Below are 13,264 nucleotides of genomic sequence, written 5' to 3'. Positions count from 1 at the left end.
GTCACCAATGGTTGACGAAGTTCTTTCGTGGGCGTGTTGCTTTGCGCCTAGTCTTGCGTTTGCGTGGTTCCGGCTCCGCTGGCGGTGGTTCCCGCAAGGCATCTATAACGGGCTCGTGCGCGTCACGCTCCTCCACATCGTCGGGTTTCTCGTACTCGGCCAGGCGGGCGGCATGGCGTTTCAGGTTGGGGCTGGCGATCTTGAGCGCGGCATAGGCGTAGACGCGGCAGTCGAGCGCCTCGTTACGCGGGCGGGTCTGGTGCCATTCGCGCTTGGGCACGCCTTTGAGGTACTTGGTCACCAGCTTCTCGGCGGTGAGCTGGTGGAACCACTCGGCTTCGCGATCGGCGGGGATATGGCAGTAGCCGGGGCCCGGCTCTGCCACGGCGAGGCGGCGCATGATGGTGAGCTTGGCTTCGTCAACACCTACGCTGAACAGATCTACCTTTCGCTGGCCGCGCCCGGTTTTCTTGCGCGAGGGTGCCGTTACCACTGGCCTATCCCAACCGGGCACACCCTTGATAGCGAACAGGCGGCGCCCGGTCTTGCCGCGTGCGTATTCGTAGGCTCGCTGGGTGTAGCCAGCATTGCCGCCGGTATCCAGGCAGGCAGCCACAATGCCGAGCTGGGCGCCGGTCTCGTGGGTCCAGGTGGTGGCCAGATAGTCGTCGAGATCTCGCCACACCTCGTCCTGCAGCGTATCGCCCCACAGCACTGTGTAATCCACCGACCACGACTCGTTGCCGTAGCCCCAGGCCACGGTCTCCACCTCGAGGCGGTCCTGCTGCATGTCGATGCCGGCCGTCAGTACCACGCCACCGGCCGGTACCGGCGCCCTAAAAGTCTCGGCGCGCTCCATCAGCACATGAGCCTCGGCCTGCTCGCCCTGCTCCTCCCAGGTCTCGGCCAGGCTGACGTTGATGAAGCTCTGCAGGTCGCCCTTCGCCTTTTTGTCCAGGAAGCTCTGCACGATGTCGCGCAGCCGGCGGAAGCAGCTGTACAGCTCGTTGAGGTGGTAGCTGGCATGGCCACGGAAGGGCTTGGCGGATTTCCAGCCGGCCCCGACCTGCTCGGCAGTGCGGATCGCGGCAATACGCTCGCCGTCGTTCCACATGGCACCGCAGTGCTTGCAGACATAGGCGGCGGTGTCGGGGTAGTGGTTGCCGTCTTCGTCCTTGTCCCAGGTGACCTGGTGCCAATCGAGCGCCTGATGATGGTCGCAGTGCGGGCAGGCCACATAGAAGCGGCGCTGGTCGCCCATCTCGTAGGCCGCCTCTATGCGGCTCTCTCCCTTGATAGTTGGCGTAGAGATCTCCACCAGCAGCCGCTGGTCGCCGAAGGTCGCGGCACGCTGCCAGAGCAGCTCGACTTCGTCGCCTTCGTCGGTACCGCTGTAGCCGTCCACCTCATCGGCAACGATCCACGGCGCCGAGCGGCCGCGCATGGTCTTGGTGGAGCCAGCCCAGGCGAACATCAGGAAGCCGCCCGGGTAACTCTTCATGCGCTGATTGTTCACACCCTCATGGCTGCGCGGCTTGGCCAGCAGGTTCTCCAGCACCGGGTTGGCCGAGACCATGGGGTTGAATTTGGTTTCCAGCCAGGTGGTCAGGTCGCCCTGGCTGGGTTGCATCATCATCTGGCTGCGCGGCTCATGGGCAATGCCGTAGCCCTGCAGGCACAGCGCTAGCTGCGTCTTGCCCACCTGGGCGCCCCACATCAGCGATATGCGATAGCAACCGGGATGGGTGGCCATGTCCATGGGTTCGCGCTGGTACGGGGCATTGTCGAAGCGGATCGGACCGGGGATGGCATTCCCAGCGGGGATGCGCACGTTGGCCTCTGCCCAGACGCTGGGCTTGAGAGGCGCGGGCGGCACCAGGTGGCGTGCGGCTCGCTTGAGAGCCCGGGCGACGCCGGCAGTGTTGCTGAACTGCTCAAGCCCTTCAGTTGCCGTCGGCGTCATCCTCGTCCTCTTCCTCAAGCTCGATCTCGGCATCTGCCGCCGACTCAAGCGCCTGCACCAGCTCGGCGGACAGGACCTCCTTGAAGCGGCCCTCGTCGGTTTCGCCGATCAGCTGCGATACCACCCGGCTCGGGACGTTCATGACGTTCGCCCTGACGGTGGCGTTTTCTAGAGCGCGAGCTCGCTCGAACTCATCGATGGGCGCTACCTGCTTGCGAGCCACGGCCAGGTCCAGCTCGGCCTGCGCCGTCTCGGCTGCCAGCTTGCGCAACTTGAGCGCGAACTCGTCTAGCGGCGCATCGCTCTCCGCTTCGATGCGCGCCTGATCACGCAGCCATTCGGAAACGTCCCGGGTGTTGAATTGCCACGGCTTGCCCTGCCGGCCGCGCTGATCGAACGGGCATCCATTACGCACCCAGGTGGACACGGTGTTGAGGGAAACGCCGAACACCTCGGCGAGCTCTTCGCGGTTGACCGCCCTGCCTTTCCCCTTGAACGCCATCGGCTACCTCAAACAACAACAATCAACCGGATACTGAGCGGCTCGCTCACATGAATTTCCGCGACTCCTGTCACCCGCAGGCCCCACCCCCTACGGGAGTACCTTTTTTTCTGTGCGCGGCTCGCCGCCTTCCTGCTGCGCCTCAGCCGCCCACGCACGCAGCGCTGCCTTGTCGGCGCGGTCGCACTCGATGGTAGAGCGCAGGCCCTGCAGGGCGCCCTGCACAGAGCCATCGCCCAGGCTGATAGCGCAGGGCTCCAGGTAGGCGGCAGGGGGCAGCACAGCCTCACGCTCGGTGATCACTACCGGCTCACTGGCGCAGGCTGTCAGCAATGCCGGCAGGCAGCTGCAAGCCCATGCACGCATCAATGTCGGCATCGGTCGCCCTCGCATGGCGTATCTCGTGGGAAAGGCTGTCGGCACGCTGGCGCGCCTCAGCAGCGTGGGCACGCTCGGCGTCCAAGGCGGCATCACGTGCGGCCAGTTGGCGGGCATGGTGTTCATGCTGGGCTGTCAGGGCATGGCCCAGCTGATCAATGGCCTGACGCTGGGTGGCGTTCTCGGCCTGCAGCGCACCGATCTCCTCGGCCTGTGCACGCAACTGATACAGCCCAAGCGCCAATAGCCCGGCTGCCGCAAGAGCCGCCCATATGCGCCATGAGAGCAGCTTCATGCCTCGGCCCTCGCTCTGGCGCCAACGACCTCCAGCATGGAATCAGCGGCATAGCCCACGCCGAACGCAGCCACCAGGCTGGGCGCGCCATGCTCGGCAAGCAGTAGATACCCGGCCACACTGCCCAGCAGGGCCAGTGCCGACTTGTACGGCCGCAGCCGCAGGAACTGAGCCAGCGAGATCTCATTTCCCTGCTGGCGCACCTCGATCAGCTTCTTGAGCAGGTGAGCGCCATGCCCCAACAGCAGCATCGCAAGCGGTATCAGGTGGGCCATCAGCCACCCCACCGTGCCGGGCCGCCCGAACGGGTGTCCACATGCGTAAACGTGGCGTAGCGCCCAAGGCTCGCCCCGGGGAAGTTCTCGGCCAGCCAGGCGTGCACTTCGTGCGGGTGAACACCCTGCACACGAAAGTCGGCCGCACGGCCCAGCACATGCTGGCTGCCAGCCGCTCCGCCCACGCGGCGATTATGGTTCGCACAGCGGCAGCCGCTGGTAATCGTCACAGGCCGGCCGTAATGGGCACGCACTGCCTCAAGCACCTGCAGCGTGTCGAGATCGACGGTGTCGAAGCCGCAGCCGCACTTGCAAGCGAACTCACGGCGACGGAAGTGGGGGGAAATCTGGTCAGACATACGGCCTCCTTATTCCAGCCAACCCTTGGTGCTGGCCGTGATGACAGCAGTCAGCACCAGCGCCGCCAGCCATGCCGTGGCACCGGAAATCAAGTGGGAACGGTTGACCTTGGGCTCGACCACGGTGCGGAGATGGTCGCGCGCCTGGCGGGAGTGCTCCATTTCTCGCTCCAGGGCTGTTAGGCGGTCGCCCTGATCAGCGGTGGTGCGCTGAATATCCAACATCTGGTTGAAGAGGCCGGGGATCTGCGAAACGGTCTTTGCCATCTCGGCATGGGAGGCGCTCATCGTCTCCAGATGGCGCTCGAGTCGGGCCATAACATCGGCCTGGGTGTCGACCTTCGTTTCCACCCGGGCCAATCGCTCGTTCACTTCTGCCATGATCACCGGCCCTGCGTAGCTGGAGTGCATGCTTATCTCGATCCGCGCCTTGGCGCGGCGCTAGTCATATGCCTCACAGTGTGCGCACGCGCGGAAAGAGCCTCCGCTGGCGGTAGTTCAGAGCAGCGGCATTTGAGGGCTGGCGGCGCGACGCTCACCGCGGCTAGTCACCGGCCCCACGTCATCGACATCGATGTCGAGGATGTAGCCCAGCGTAAGCGGCGAGATCTTCACCGAGCGCGCCACCACCTCGATGCTGTCGCCACGCCGCACCATGTCGCGGGCATCCACCACGTTGGCCACCCACTTGCGCGACATGCCGAGCTGCTCGGCCACCTCTTCGATGCTCAGCCCGGTATCTCGCAGGGCAAGGATCTGCCGATTCTTGATGGCCCGCTGCAGGTAGCGGCAGGCCGAGGGAAATAGATGGGTACCGCCGAATTCCTCGCAGAGCGCCAGCGCCTCCGGATAGCCCAGCATCTCGACCAGGGCATGATTGATATGCAGGCGCTCTGGCTGAGGCACGTAGATCGAGAGCGTTTTTCCCGCCTGCTGTTGACGCAGCTGGCGCACCAGGTGCAGGGCCTTGTCTCGGCCCACCACGTCGGCTATTTGCTGAACGCTCTTTGGCAAACGCATCACTCACCCCTTCCAGTCAGTGCCCGCCTCCAGGCGATGCCGGTCGCCAGCCACCTCGGTCGGCGGCAGCCCCATATACTCACGCAGCACCTGCCGGGCCTCCTCCAGCCCACGCGCCAGCACTGCGCCATAACCCCGCTCATCGGCAAGCGCCAGCCAGTCACGCTGGCTGCGCGCCGTTGCTGCATGCCGAGGCGGGGTCGCCTTGAATTCGAGATACAAGCCGTGCAAGCCGCCGCGCGCCTCCATGACCACCAGGTCAGAGACGCCAGCCTTGACCCCCTGGGCCTTGAGGTCGGCGCCAGTCTTCTTGCTTCGCTGCCCACCGTTGGGCACGTGGTAGGTCACCGGGTAGGCCTGCCCCACCTCGGTACCGCGGCGCCACTCACCATGGAGCCAGCTGATCAGCGCTTTCTGCTCGCTACCCTCATAGTCATGCGCCACCGCGCGGCGCTTAGGAGGGTTTCGCAGCCGCTGTGCCGACTCTTTGGGCTGGTAGCCGGGCTTAATAAGGCCAGTCACAGCCCCAGCTCCTGATTGCTTGCCCACAGCGCGAAGCGCCTCTCGATCTCGTCAAAGGCCTTGGCGCCAGCCGGGCACACAGCCAGCCGACCAAGGCTCTCGATACCGCACTGCTCGCACAGCCAAGCGCGGCCCGTCGTGGCGTTGTGTGGCCAGCCCGAGCCATGAGCCGCCGTCGCATCCAGCCACTCGGCAAAGCGGGTATTGTCGAGCAGTGCCAATGCTTGCCGCTCTCGCGGAGATCTCGCCTCTGTCATGCCAGCCTTCCTGCTGCCACCAGCTGCTCTCCGGTTTCCAGCAGCCAAGCCAGCTCACGGCCAGCGCCTGGGTCACCCGCATCGCGGGCCGCCTTCGCCTGCGCCAGCAGGGTCAGGTGCATAGCGGCACAGCGGTCGAGCAAGTCTCGCTGCAGTACCGCAAGACCAGCCTCGCCGAGCGCATGAATAACCGCATCGCGCTGGGCGGCCTTGAAAAGGCTATCCGCCTCATCAAAGGGGCGCGTGAACTCTGCAAAAGGATCAGAGGGCTGACTCTTGCCGCCTCCGAGAGGGCAGCTTTCCAGCCAGCCAAAAAACTGCTCCACCTCAGCATCGCTCGGGTATTCGTTTAGATCGTTGGCTGGATAGTGCTCACCGGTGGGCCCGTTCTGGCCGATGACATCGATGCGCTCTTCCTGCCATTGATCATCACAGGCCGTCGAACTAGGGCCTGGGCCCGGGGCAACTGACAAGGATTCCTTGATAGTTGGCGCCGGCACAGAGCGCGTCACCGGCTTGGGCGCACCGCCGATCATGGGCCGGATGGTGTCGCGCACTTTGCGAGACTTGAACCCGCGCTCCATCGGGATCGGCTCGGCGCCAGGCTGCGGCAATGTTTCCTGCGCCATCAGCTGGCGGGCCGCAATATGGCCATCTGCTGTAACCTCCCAGCGGTCGCAGTGCTGCACCACCAGGCCTTGGCGCTTCAGCGAAGCAAGCGCAACCAGCGTCTTGTCCTGCTGGGCAGAGGTCTTGGCGTTGCAGGCTGCCATCACGATCAGCGTGGTTACGGGGCGGCGGGCTTCGGCATGCTCCTTGGCCAGCGCCATCAGAGTGGCATTCTCGATGTCGATGGGCTTATTGCTCATGCGGCGAGCTCCTCCAGGATCCTAGCGGCCTCAGTGCGGCCCTTGTCAGTCAGTTGCAGGGTCGAGCGCGGCGAGCGCACGCCGGCGGGCTTCACGGTACCGGCCACCTCGACATAATCGAGGTCGAGCAGCTCGGCCACGCGGCCACAGGCGCCGGAAAGGGCCATACCGGCAAGCTCGGCAATCTCATGGCGAGTCAGCGGCTGGGCGGACAGCGCCAGCACCGCCAGGGCGGCTTCTTGCTGGCGTCGACAAGCGCCACTGCGGATGTGATCGATATAGGCGGAATGCTTCACTTCCGAACCGCTGGGTATTCCGATTACTTGCATGCTCATGCCCTCCCCGCCACTGCGATCGGCGCCTCTGCCTGAGCTAGCAGCTCTTCACGGCGGCGCTCTTCCTGCTCCCTGGCCTCGACGCGCTTGCGGGCGGCCTCTTGCCCAGGGCGGTTGATCAAGTCGCGCAGCTGGGCAACCACGTGCTTGCGCTGCGCCTGTGCCTGCTTGGTCGGCGGCTCATCCGGAGGCGGCAACAGGTGCTGCACTTTCGGCGCAGGCAGACGGCCTGCAGTCACTGCCTCCTCGAGCACCATCTGGCGGCGCTGCGGGTCATGGCCCAGGGATACCTGCCACTCCGGGCGGCGGCCCTCTGCCTTGGCCTGCGCCAGCTCACGCTCGTAGGCAGCGAGGAATGCCATGCGGGCCCCTACCTTGTCGCCACCCTCCAGCACCGGGCGGGCGGTACCGAAGGCCTTGGCAATCTCCGGTGTCCACACCACGGTTTCCTGCTCGTCGGTACTGGTCAGCGCCAGCGCCCAGGCCTCGTTGGGCAGCAGGTGAGCATTCGCGCTCGGCACGCGCTCCAGGATGGCAGCCAGCGTCAGGCGGCCATGCAGCTCAGCACGACAGCGGGCCAGTGCCTGACGAATCTCGGCGAACGGGTAAACGGCCAGATCCTCGGCAATCAGCATCCCGGCGGAAGGGCGCATCTCGTGGCCCAGCACCTCGGCAGTGGCGTATACCAGCTCGAGCACCTGCTCGTGCTGTTCGGCGGTCAGTGGCATGACGAACCCTCCTGTTGGGCGCGGCGCTCCCGCAGCATGGCCTTGGCCTGCTCCAGGTTGCTCAGGTTGGATTGGGTGCTATCGAGCTGGCGCGCCTGGGCGCTGGTTACCTGGCGCCCGGTAGCGCACTGCGTAGCGATGGATTCGCAGTCGGCCAGCAGAATCGAAACCGGGTGACACTTGGCCACGTAGAACGACTGATTGATGTGCAGGTAGAACGCCGCCACCTTGGGCGCCAGCTCCTGGCCCACGCGGTCGACAAGTTGGCTCAGCTGGGCGGCAGTCTTCTGGTTCCAGATCGGCCAGGTGCCGTAGCGGGCACGGTAGGCACAGGCGTAGTTCGCCCACGCCTTGAAGGTCTTTGCGTTCGGGTCGCGGGTGCCGGGCATGTCGGCAGGCACTCGCGCCAGCAGATCCTCGGCAGACTCGCCAGCAGGTTGCTCAGGCTGGGGCTGGTCATCGGGACCGGATTGTTCGGCAGCCAGGTAGTCGCCCTCGGCCGCCGTGGGGCTTGCCCCCGGCGAAGAGGGGTTACCCTCACCTGTATTACTCCTATGAACCCCTAAACCTGAACCCCTCTCTTCCCAGGATTCCGAACACCCCTCTTCGGGATTTCGAACAGGGTTCTCACGGTTTTCCGAACACCCCTCTTCGGAATCTCGAACAGGGTTCTCACGATTTCCCGAATACCCCTGTTCGGTTTTCCGAACACCCTGTTCGGTAGCAGCGCCAGGCTGAGAAAGCGGCCGCGCCATGAAGATCCGACGCTCGACAATCTGCTTGCCTTCACGGATCTGCTCGACACGTACCCAGCCCTTCTTGGCCAGAGAACTGATCACTTCAGATACGCGATTGCGGGAGAGCTGGAAGAACTCGGCAAGCTTCGCGTTCGACTTGTAGCAGCCCCGCTCCGGGTGCTGCAGGCTGTCGATCTCCACCAGCATGACCTTTTCCTGCAGCGTCAGCTCCTGGCTTAACCAAATGTCAGCCGGAATCCATACGCCGCGGAATGCGCGTTGTTCGCTCATACCCCACCTTCCTCAATACGGGACCGCCAAAACAGCCTCGTGTGCCGCTTCGCTTGCGTCGGGCTTTCCGCTAGGCTTTCGTTTCCACACGTAGCTAGAGGTAAAGCAATGTCAGTAATCCCACTGAACCATCGTGCCAACGAAGCGGCACACGAGGCCGTCTTGGAGCTCATCAAGGCGAACCCATACCACTCAACGACCCTGCAAAATGCTGGAATGGGCAGCAAAATTGCCTCCAACCTCATCGAGCTTCACAAGGAGCTAGCGGCGTACTACCGCTCGCTGGAAGTGAAGTAACCTTCTCCAGCGCCTCAAAGGCTGCCCGAATGTTGCGGGCGGCCTTTTCTCCCTCCTCTCGGACTCCCTCGCTGCCTAGGGCGCCGAGCTCCTTCAGGTAATACGCCAGCACTTCGCCGGCCCGCTGCTGGTTCTCGTAGCTAAGTTCGGTCACTGCCCTCTCCTTTCTTTCCGATGGCGTCGATGTTGTGGGCATGGTGTTCATGCAACCCCCTTGGGCGACAGGCACTCAGATACGGCGCCCTAGCCTTCTGATAGCGCTGGGCGTCAGCTGCATGGTTTTCTGCATGCTGGCGATCGTTTCGCTGTAGTCGGTCCCGCCTGCTTCACGAAGATCGGAATCAGGCACTCTGCCTTTGCGTGACCAGTCGTATACAGTGGTGAGCGCCAAAGAGAGCTTTTCGGCTACAGCTGCTGGCCCGCCGCAATCAATCAGCACATCGCGCAGCGTGACGGGTCGTAGGGGGATTTCATCGTGCCCCAAGGAAGCTTGAGCCTGCTTGGTATTAGGCATCTGGTACCTCACGCTAGTGGTTCAGTCATACGCAACAATAGTACGTAGATCTATTAACTAGCGCAAGGAATTGCATAGATAGGAGCAATTACAATTACGGCAATTGCCGTTAAACTTCTGCAAGAGGCATATTATTAGCTCGTCTTGTTAGGAGCGCAGGATCAATGAGCAGTCAGCAGCCAGCAGAACCAAGCAGGGAGCTGGTCTGGGATAGGGTGAAAAAAGCAGCTCAGGACCACCACAACCATCACAAGGAGCGAGGCACTTCCAAGCTGATCGGAATTGACGCCGATCAGTCCCCCCAGTATGTCTCCGACTGGAAGGCAGGCCGCTCTCCAATCCCTATGGCCACCTTGGCCAAGCTGGCAAGCTTATACGGCGTAAGCGCAGGGTATTTGGCTGGCTACACTGACGACCCCACGCCGCGAACGCCCGCCGACGAAGCGACGCTGAGGGCCAAGATGGTCGAGCTTGTGGAGAGCGTTGTCACCGATCTCAACCCCAACGCCCCTCCCTCCCTAGTCGTAGAGCTATGCGACCTCGCCCTGAGCATGCTGCAAGACAAGCAGCCAGATGAAATGGTGATCGGTGCGCTGTACAAGCGCATGAAGCAGCGCGAGCACGAGTAGGCCGAAGGCCGCAGCGGCCAGGAAGAGCCCCGCGAGCCGAGCGCCAGCGCGGATTCGCACGAGGGCTGAGCTGCATTATTGCAATACTGCAACACAGCAGGCGCTGGCCTGCTATCTCTAACCACCTAGCAAAGCATGCGCGCCAGCGTCATACCGTAGCGGCAAGAACGAAACGCGCTAAATCAACAACCCTCAAGGTGAGTTATACTCATGACAGACAGGAAGAAGCCGGGCTCAGGCAAGCCCACGGATACTCGCGATAACGTGAGGAAAAGTAATAATGACAGGCTCGACTACCGAAACGGGCAGCGCAGCCCCGAAATCGCTGAAAGCCGGCCCGCTCCCACAAGGCCCCGACCTGGAAAACGCTGAGGCCGAGGCACTTGCCGATGAGGTCTTCGCCTTTCGGCACTACCTTCTGCGCAATGTTCGCTACCACACTCGGCGCGCATCGCTGTTCTCTCAGTGGCATAAAGCCACCGCGTTTGTCGGTGTGTTCCTTGGGTCGTCAGCGGCGCTTTCGTTTCTGTTAGCCGATAGCTCCACCTTGGCGAGCGGCATGGCTGCCGTCGTAGCCTTCTTCTCCGCTGTTGATCTAGTGGTGGGCACAGCCGCTAAGGAAGCACAGCATATGGAGCTACGTCGACGCTGGGTGGCTTTGCAGCGGCGCCTGGAGTCCGAAGGTCTGAGCCCAGAGGTGTATCTGGAGCGCCGCACCATCGAGCTGGACGAGCCCGCCGAACTCTCTATTGTCGAAATGCAAGCACGCAATGATGCCACACTGGCCATGCTAGGAAACGAGGGGCGTGATCAACTCCTCGTCATTCCCTGGCACCAGCGCATACTAGGCCAGTTCATCAATCTTGATACCAGCCACATCCGTGAGCAGGGCGAAAACGACCCCGCAATCGCTTAACCTGCCTGGCACCCCTTATAAACCCGCCCATCGAGGCGGGTTTTTCTTGCCTGCCAACTTAACGTCACTCGCTCCCCTATCTCCTTATGCGCCCTACCACAGGTTGCCAATCATGCAAGCGCCAGTGCCGCTGCGGCTTTTTTTGCAAAACGCCCTTAAAGGGCACCGAGCGCCCCTTGCATCTTTTGCGATCCGTGGAGAATGGGTAGCGACACGACACCAACGCGGAGATACACCATGAAACGAAAAACACGAACGGTTGACGTTTATTTGACCAAAAGCAAACACAAGCAGGCTGGTACTATATTCCTGCCCCTGAGGGGTGGCCAAACCTATTCCTTCATCGTACTGTATTAATATACAGGGAACGGCCATGGGGCAAAGAAAAATGTCAGTCAACCAACAGCGCCTGGTTAAAGGCAAAGCATCCTCACGCGACCTTAAGAAGGCAGGCTATCCACCGCATCAAACTCGCCCAGCTTCACATGCCTCAGAGTCGGTACGGAGAGCCTTAGCCAGCTGCGCAGACGCCGCATCCTACTTAGGCGCCCTCTCCTCCCGCTAAACGAACAAATTCAAAAAACCGGCCTCGTGCCGGTTTTTTTATGCGCGCCTTTTACGTTCAGCCCTTGACAATATACGTGAATATACGTAATTTCATACAGGACACGTAACGGAGCCCGAGCCATGAGCCTGACAAAACGCCAACAACAAGTAGTCGCCTTGCTCGCCCAGGGAAACACCGCCGAGCAATGCGCCAACGCAATGCATCGCTCCGTGGGAACGGTAAAGCGCCACGTCGCCCTGGCCTGCGAGCGAGTCGACGCCCGTAACGTCGCTCACTTGGTTGCCAAGTCGCTCTCCAATGGCTGGATCCCCCCGCTGCCCGTGCTGGTCGCCGGTCTCGTGCTGGCGCTGGCTGCCGGCGGCGGTGACGAACAGCTCCGCAATACCGCACGCATCCGCATTCAGCGCAACACCCAACAACTCCGCAGGGAGGTTTGAGCCGTGGCTAACACCATCACAACCATCGAGGAAGCGCTGGAAAGCGCCGGAAAGCAGCTTTCCGATGCCCAAACCTCTCAGTTGGCGCGCGCCACTCTGGCCAAGGGCGCCTCTCTCGAAATCATCACGGTGATTCGCCCCGCTAAACAGGGTGCGGTGGTTTCACAGGAAGCCCGCGATTGCGTCATCACCAAGTTCCCGACCTACATCCGGCTGAAGTGAGGCGCCAGCATGACAACCGATATTGAACAGTTGCAGGCAAGAACCAGGTATCTCGAAGCTCGCCTTGTGAAGGCGGGTGAAGAGCGCCGCCTCGCCCAGGTGAAGTGCCGGGAGCTGGAAGCGAGGTGCCAGAACCTAGAGCGCGAGCTCGCCAGGCTCCGCAACCAAGCCGATACCGCTGATGTACTCGACCGCATGGGCAGTAGCGCCGAGGCCCTGGCGCGCGAGATCGAAGGCCAGCAGAACAACGGTGGCCAGTCATGAGCGCCTACTTCGCCCCACGCCGTTACCCGGTGGGCGCCCTGATCAGCTGCTGGCGCTACTACGCCCAGCATCAGGGAATCACTCACCCCGACACTCAGATCGATGCCGTGCCGGCGGAAACGCAGCCCGGCTGGTGGCCCGCTTTCGTCACGGCAGAAGGAGTTCAGGTGGTGATCACCATGTCAGCGCCTGCCCCAAGCGCCCAGGGCGCGCGTAATCGCCTGCGCGACCTGCTGTGGCAAGCCCACCTGAGTGGCGCTATCTGCCTAAGCACTACCACAACCACCATCGGACTGGAGGTCGCATGACACCACGCACCGCCATCAATCGCGCCCTGGCCATCCTCGCCGTGGCCGCCCTTATCGCCGCCCTGAGCTGGGTTACACGCCACGACACCAAGGTCGCCAGCGCCAGCCTGGAACAGTACTGCCAAGACGCTGCTATTTGGGCGGCGGAAGAAGCCCGTGGCGTACCGGCTAGCCAACGCACCGGCCAGCCCGACTACCGCGGCATCGCCGCCGAGCAGTGCCCCGGCATGCGGCCTGCGGGCGCAGAGTTCCGTATCGCTAGCCCGAGCGCCTTCCCTGCCACCCAAGCCCAGCGGCAGCTGGCGCAGCAGTAGGAGATAGCCATGCCTTACATCACCGTTGATGTCGACGTCGAACTTGACGAATTCGATACGGATGATTTGCGGGAAGAGCTCAGACGGCGAGGCGCTAGCGCAGACACCCTGCCCGAGGGCTTTGACCCCATAGAGGGCAAAGGCACCGTCGAGCTAGCTGAAGCCTGCTTCGAAGCCAGGCGCCGCGGTGACGACGACAGAGCGCTCGAACTGATCGATCGGCTCATCTACGCGGCCCTGGGCCGAATCATCTGAGGACAACAC

Annotated in this window: 24 protein-coding genes; 8 read left to right on the top strand and 16 right to left on the bottom strand. The window is 62.8% G+C overall.

Going from position 1 to position 13,264, the window contains the following annotated elements; genetic code table 11:
• Position 1: 1 nt before the first annotated feature.
• From F0A17_RS01870 to F0A17_RS01795, 16 genes are all read right to left on the bottom strand, one after another.
• A complete protein-coding gene (locus F0A17_RS01870) occupies positions 2–1,963 on the bottom strand; it encodes a phage terminase large subunit family protein (protein WP_149326631.1) in 1,962 nt (653 codons plus the stop codon).
• On the bottom strand, positions 1,944–2,465 hold the full coding sequence (locus F0A17_RS01865) for a helix-turn-helix domain-containing protein (RefSeq protein ID WP_149326630.1): 522 nt from the start codon (positions 2,463–2,465) through the stop codon (positions 1,944–1,946). Before F0A17_RS01865 ends, F0A17_RS01870 begins: the two co-directional genes overlap by 20 nt.
• A 90-nt stretch (positions 2,466–2,555) precedes the next feature.
• Positions 2,556–2,768: a hypothetical protein gene (locus F0A17_RS01860; RefSeq protein ID WP_149326629.1), complete on the bottom strand. Its 213-nt coding sequence runs from the start codon at positions 2,766–2,768 to the stop codon at positions 2,556–2,558.
• 7 nt (positions 2,769–2,775) lie between these two features.
• Positions 2,776–3,138 (bottom strand): DUF2570 family protein, encoded by a 363-nt coding sequence (locus F0A17_RS01855; RefSeq protein WP_149326628.1) that lies wholly within the window; start codon positions 3,136–3,138, stop codon positions 2,776–2,778.
• A complete protein-coding gene (locus tag F0A17_RS01850; protein WP_149326627.1) occupies positions 3,135–3,413 on the bottom strand; it encodes a hypothetical protein in 279 nt (92 codons plus the stop codon). The genes F0A17_RS01855 and F0A17_RS01850 overlap by 4 nt, the downstream gene beginning before the upstream one ends.
• Entirely contained in the window at positions 3,413–3,772 is a 360-nt protein-coding gene (locus tag F0A17_RS01845; RefSeq protein ID WP_149326626.1) for a D-Ala-D-Ala carboxypeptidase family metallohydrolase, read from the bottom strand. The genes F0A17_RS01850 and F0A17_RS01845 overlap by 1 nt, the downstream gene beginning before the upstream one ends.
• 9 nt (positions 3,773–3,781) lie before the next feature.
• On the bottom strand, positions 3,782–4,183 hold the full coding sequence (locus F0A17_RS01840; RefSeq protein ID WP_149326625.1) for a hypothetical protein: 402 nt from the start codon (positions 4,181–4,183) through the stop codon (positions 3,782–3,784).
• Positions 4,184–4,270: 87 nt separating this feature from the next.
• Positions 4,271–4,792, bottom strand: coding sequence for a helix-turn-helix domain-containing protein (locus F0A17_RS01835; protein WP_149326624.1), 522 nt, complete (start codon positions 4,790–4,792; stop codon positions 4,271–4,273).
• A 3-nt stretch (positions 4,793–4,795) separates the two neighbouring features.
• A complete protein-coding gene (locus F0A17_RS01830; RefSeq protein WP_228716770.1) occupies positions 4,796–5,314 on the bottom strand; it encodes a VRR-NUC domain-containing protein in 519 nt (172 codons plus the stop codon).
• A complete protein-coding gene (locus F0A17_RS01825; RefSeq protein WP_149326623.1) occupies positions 5,311–5,571 on the bottom strand; it encodes a hypothetical protein in 261 nt (86 codons plus the stop codon). Before F0A17_RS01825 ends, F0A17_RS01830 begins: the two co-directional genes overlap by 4 nt.
• Positions 5,568–6,440 (bottom strand): hypothetical protein, encoded by an 873-nt coding sequence (locus F0A17_RS01820; protein WP_149326622.1) that lies wholly within the window; start codon positions 6,438–6,440, stop codon positions 5,568–5,570. Before F0A17_RS01820 ends, F0A17_RS01825 begins: the two co-directional genes overlap by 4 nt.
• The gene (locus tag F0A17_RS01815; protein WP_149326621.1) at positions 6,437–6,769 is read right to left on the bottom strand and encodes a hypothetical protein; all 333 of its coding nucleotides are present in this window, start codon (positions 6,767–6,769) and stop codon (positions 6,437–6,439) included. Before F0A17_RS01815 ends, F0A17_RS01820 begins: the two co-directional genes overlap by 4 nt.
• Positions 6,770–6,771: 2 nt before the next feature.
• Complete coding sequence (locus F0A17_RS01810) at positions 6,772–7,503, bottom strand: hypothetical protein (protein ID WP_149326620.1); 732 nt, start codon at positions 7,501–7,503, stop codon at positions 6,772–6,774.
• Complete coding sequence (locus tag F0A17_RS01805; protein ID WP_149326619.1) at positions 7,494–8,531, bottom strand: helix-turn-helix domain-containing protein; 1,038 nt, start codon at positions 8,529–8,531, stop codon at positions 7,494–7,496. The genes F0A17_RS01810 and F0A17_RS01805 overlap by 10 nt, the downstream gene beginning before the upstream one ends.
• 241 nt (positions 8,532–8,772) lie before the next feature.
• Complete coding sequence (locus F0A17_RS01800) at positions 8,773–9,033, bottom strand: hypothetical protein (RefSeq protein ID WP_149326618.1); 261 nt, start codon at positions 9,031–9,033, stop codon at positions 8,773–8,775.
• A 24-nt stretch (positions 9,034–9,057) separates the two neighbouring features.
• Positions 9,058–9,342 carry a helix-turn-helix domain-containing protein gene (locus F0A17_RS01795; protein ID WP_149326617.1) on the bottom strand — a complete coding sequence of 95 codons (285 nt, stop codon included), beginning with the start codon at positions 9,340–9,342 and terminating at the stop codon, positions 9,058–9,060.
• 164 nt (positions 9,343–9,506) lie between these two features.
• On the opposite strand from F0A17_RS01795, the gene F0A17_RS01790 reads away from it, so the two are divergent.
• The 8 genes from F0A17_RS01790 to F0A17_RS01755 all read left to right on the top strand — a co-directional run bounded on the left by F0A17_RS01790 (position 9,507) and on the right by F0A17_RS01755 (position 13,255).
• Positions 9,507–9,971, top strand: a complete 465-nt coding sequence (locus tag F0A17_RS01790) for a helix-turn-helix domain-containing protein (protein WP_149326616.1) — start codon at positions 9,507–9,509, stop codon at positions 9,969–9,971.
• A 280-nt stretch (positions 9,972–10,251) separates the two neighbouring features.
• Positions 10,252–10,887, top strand: coding sequence for a hypothetical protein (locus tag F0A17_RS01785; RefSeq protein ID WP_149326615.1), 636 nt, complete (start codon positions 10,252–10,254; stop codon positions 10,885–10,887).
• A 687-nt stretch (positions 10,888–11,574) separates the two neighbouring features.
• Positions 11,575–11,892, top strand: coding sequence for a response regulator transcription factor (locus F0A17_RS01780; protein ID WP_149326614.1), 318 nt, complete (start codon positions 11,575–11,577; stop codon positions 11,890–11,892).
• Positions 11,893–11,895: 3 nt separating this feature from the next.
• On the top strand, positions 11,896–12,114 hold the full coding sequence (locus F0A17_RS01775) for a hypothetical protein (RefSeq protein WP_149326613.1): 219 nt from the start codon (positions 11,896–11,898) through the stop codon (positions 12,112–12,114).
• Positions 12,115–12,123: 9 nt separating this feature from the next.
• Positions 12,124–12,378: a hypothetical protein gene (locus tag F0A17_RS01770; protein WP_149326612.1), complete on the top strand. Its 255-nt coding sequence runs from the start codon at positions 12,124–12,126 to the stop codon at positions 12,376–12,378.
• The gene (locus F0A17_RS01765) at positions 12,375–12,686 is read left to right on the top strand and encodes a hypothetical protein (RefSeq protein ID WP_149326611.1); all 312 of its coding nucleotides are present in this window, start codon (positions 12,375–12,377) and stop codon (positions 12,684–12,686) included. The genes F0A17_RS01770 and F0A17_RS01765 overlap by 4 nt, the downstream gene beginning before the upstream one ends.
• A complete protein-coding gene (locus tag F0A17_RS01760; RefSeq protein ID WP_149326610.1) occupies positions 12,683–13,000 on the top strand; it encodes a hypothetical protein in 318 nt (105 codons plus the stop codon). Before F0A17_RS01765 ends, F0A17_RS01760 begins: the two co-directional genes overlap by 4 nt.
• Positions 13,001–13,009: 9 nt before the next feature.
• Positions 13,010–13,255 carry a hypothetical protein gene (locus F0A17_RS01755; RefSeq protein WP_149326609.1) on the top strand — a complete coding sequence of 82 codons (246 nt, stop codon included), beginning with the start codon at positions 13,010–13,012 and terminating at the stop codon, positions 13,253–13,255.
• The last annotated feature ends 9 nt before the right edge of the window (positions 13,256–13,264 follow it).

This window comes from Billgrantia pellis, from assembly GCF_008297955.1.
Taxonomy (GTDB): Bacteria; Pseudomonadota; Gammaproteobacteria; order Pseudomonadales; family Halomonadaceae; genus Halomonas; species Halomonas pellis.
Note: the sequence above shows the minus strand (reverse complement) of the source record. Positions and strands in the feature narration are given on the sequence as shown.

Excerpts from the sequence above, each read along its gene's own strand:
- F0A17_RS01870 (WP_149326631.1), bottom strand. The coding sequence starts at position 1,963 with ATGACGCCGACGGCAACTGAAGGGCTTGAGCAGTTCAGCAACACTGCC.
- F0A17_RS01780 (WP_149326614.1), top strand. The coding sequence starts at position 11,575 with ATGAGCCTGACAAAACGCCAACAACAAGTAGTCGCCTTGCTCGCCCAG.
- F0A17_RS01755 (WP_149326609.1), top strand. The coding sequence starts at position 13,010 with ATGCCTTACATCACCGTTGATGTCGACGTCGAACTTGACGAATTCGAT.
- F0A17_RS01850 (WP_149326627.1), bottom strand. The coding sequence starts at position 3,413 with ATGGCCCACCTGATACCGCTTGCGATGCTGCTGTTGGGGCATGGCGCT.
- F0A17_RS01785 (WP_149326615.1), top strand. The coding sequence starts at position 10,252 with ATGACAGGCTCGACTACCGAAACGGGCAGCGCAGCCCCGAAATCGCTG.
- F0A17_RS01840 (WP_149326625.1), bottom strand. The coding sequence starts at position 4,183 with ATGCACTCCAGCTACGCAGGGCCGGTGATCATGGCAGAAGTGAACGAG.
- F0A17_RS01795 (WP_149326617.1), bottom strand. The coding sequence starts at position 9,342 with ATGCCTAATACCAAGCAGGCTCAAGCTTCCTTGGGGCACGATGAAATC.
- F0A17_RS01810 (WP_149326620.1), bottom strand. The coding sequence starts at position 7,503 with ATGCCACTGACCGCCGAACAGCACGAGCAGGTGCTCGAGCTGGTATAC.
- F0A17_RS01800 (WP_149326618.1), bottom strand. The coding sequence starts at position 9,033 with ATGAACACCATGCCCACAACATCGACGCCATCGGAAAGAAAGGAGAGG.
- F0A17_RS01865 (WP_149326630.1), bottom strand. The coding sequence starts at position 2,465 with ATGGCGTTCAAGGGGAAAGGCAGGGCGGTCAACCGCGAAGAGCTCGCC.
- F0A17_RS01815 (WP_149326621.1), bottom strand. The coding sequence starts at position 6,769 with ATGCAAGTAATCGGAATACCCAGCGGTTCGGAAGTGAAGCATTCCGCC.
- F0A17_RS01765 (WP_149326611.1), top strand. The coding sequence starts at position 12,375 with ATGAGCGCCTACTTCGCCCCACGCCGTTACCCGGTGGGCGCCCTGATC.
- F0A17_RS01845 (WP_149326626.1), bottom strand. The coding sequence starts at position 3,772 with ATGTCTGACCAGATTTCCCCCCACTTCCGTCGCCGTGAGTTCGCTTGC.
- F0A17_RS01835 (WP_149326624.1), bottom strand. The coding sequence starts at position 4,792 with ATGCGTTTGCCAAAGAGCGTTCAGCAAATAGCCGACGTGGTGGGCCGA.
- F0A17_RS01805 (WP_149326619.1), bottom strand. The coding sequence starts at position 8,531 with ATGAGCGAACAACGCGCATTCCGCGGCGTATGGATTCCGGCTGACATT.
- F0A17_RS01820 (WP_149326622.1), bottom strand. The coding sequence starts at position 6,440 with ATGAGCAATAAGCCCATCGACATCGAGAATGCCACTCTGATGGCGCTG.
- F0A17_RS01770 (WP_149326612.1), top strand. The coding sequence starts at position 12,124 with ATGACAACCGATATTGAACAGTTGCAGGCAAGAACCAGGTATCTCGAA.
- F0A17_RS01790 (WP_149326616.1), top strand. The coding sequence starts at position 9,507 with ATGAGCAGTCAGCAGCCAGCAGAACCAAGCAGGGAGCTGGTCTGGGAT.
- F0A17_RS01855 (WP_149326628.1), bottom strand. The coding sequence starts at position 3,138 with ATGAAGCTGCTCTCATGGCGCATATGGGCGGCTCTTGCGGCAGCCGGG.
- F0A17_RS01760 (WP_149326610.1), top strand. The coding sequence starts at position 12,683 with ATGACACCACGCACCGCCATCAATCGCGCCCTGGCCATCCTCGCCGTG.
- F0A17_RS01825 (WP_149326623.1), bottom strand. The coding sequence starts at position 5,571 with ATGACAGAGGCGAGATCTCCGCGAGAGCGGCAAGCATTGGCACTGCTC.